Annotated in this window: 1 protein-coding gene; it reads left to right on the top strand. The window is 66.4% G+C overall.

The annotated features are described in order from the left end of the window. On the top strand, positions 1–977 hold a 977-nt coding region (locus IEY93_RS37515), incomplete at its 5' end, for an FG-GAP repeat domain-containing protein (protein ID WP_189167889.1). Between the last annotated feature and the right edge of the window lie 47 nt (positions 978–1,024).

Here is a 1,024-nt window from a genome sequence, read left to right as displayed (position 1 = left end):
CCGAGCCTGAGGATGCGACGGGTGAGGCGCCGGACTTCGATGGGGATGGCAGGCCGGACTTCGTCGGTACGTTGTCCAATGGCACGTTGCGCGCGTATCCGGGTACGGGGACGCCGGGTAGTCCGGGGGTCGGGGAGGGCGTGGACATCGGCACCGGCTGGAACAACATCACCCGGATCAGTGTCGCCGACATCGACAATGACGGCAAGATCGACATCATGGGTCAGGCCGGGGACGGCGTCCTGTACGCCTATCTCAACACCAGCAGTCCGGGTGTGATCCGGTTCGGGCCCTTGGGCGTCGAGATCGGCCGGGGCTGGGGCGACATCACCCGGGTCAACGTCGCCGACATCGACAACGACGGCAAGACCGACATCATCGGCCGGTCCGCCAACGGCAGCCTGTACGCCTATCTCAACCATGGCACGCCGGGCGCTCCGGACATCTACACGCAGGTCAAGATCGGTGAAGGCTGGAACGACATCACCAAGGTGGACGTCGCCGACATCGACAACGACGGCAAGATCGACATCCTGGGCCGGTCCGCCAACGGCATTCTGTACGCCTTCCTCAACCATGGCACGCCGGGCGCTCCGGACATTCTCACCAAGGTCGAGATCGGCAACGGGTGGAACGACGTCAGCCTCATCTCCACCCTCGACGCCGACAACGACGGCAGGACCGACATCACCGCCCGCGCGGCCAACGGCACCCTGTACGCCTATCTCAACCGCGGCACGCCGGGCGCTCCGGACATCTACACCCAGGTCAAGATCGGTGAAGGCTGGAACGGCGTGACCCGCTTCACCATCGCCGACACCGACGCCGACGGCCGTAAGGACGTCAACGCCCGGATGGGCAACAACGACCTCAACGCCTACCTCAACCACGGCACCACCGCCGCTCCCGGCGGCCTCACCCAGGTCACCATCGGCACCGGCTGGCACATCATCACCCGCCTCGCCGTCATCAACTGACAACCCCCACCCCGGCCGGCCCGCGAACCACCCACACCGCGGGCCGG

The sequence above is a fragment of the Sphaerisporangium melleum genome (genome assembly GCF_014646695.1).
GTDB classification, from domain to species: Bacteria; Actinomycetota; Actinomycetes; order Streptosporangiales; family Streptosporangiaceae; genus Sphaerisporangium; species Sphaerisporangium melleum.
This window is presented reverse-complemented; position numbering and strand designations above follow the sequence as displayed.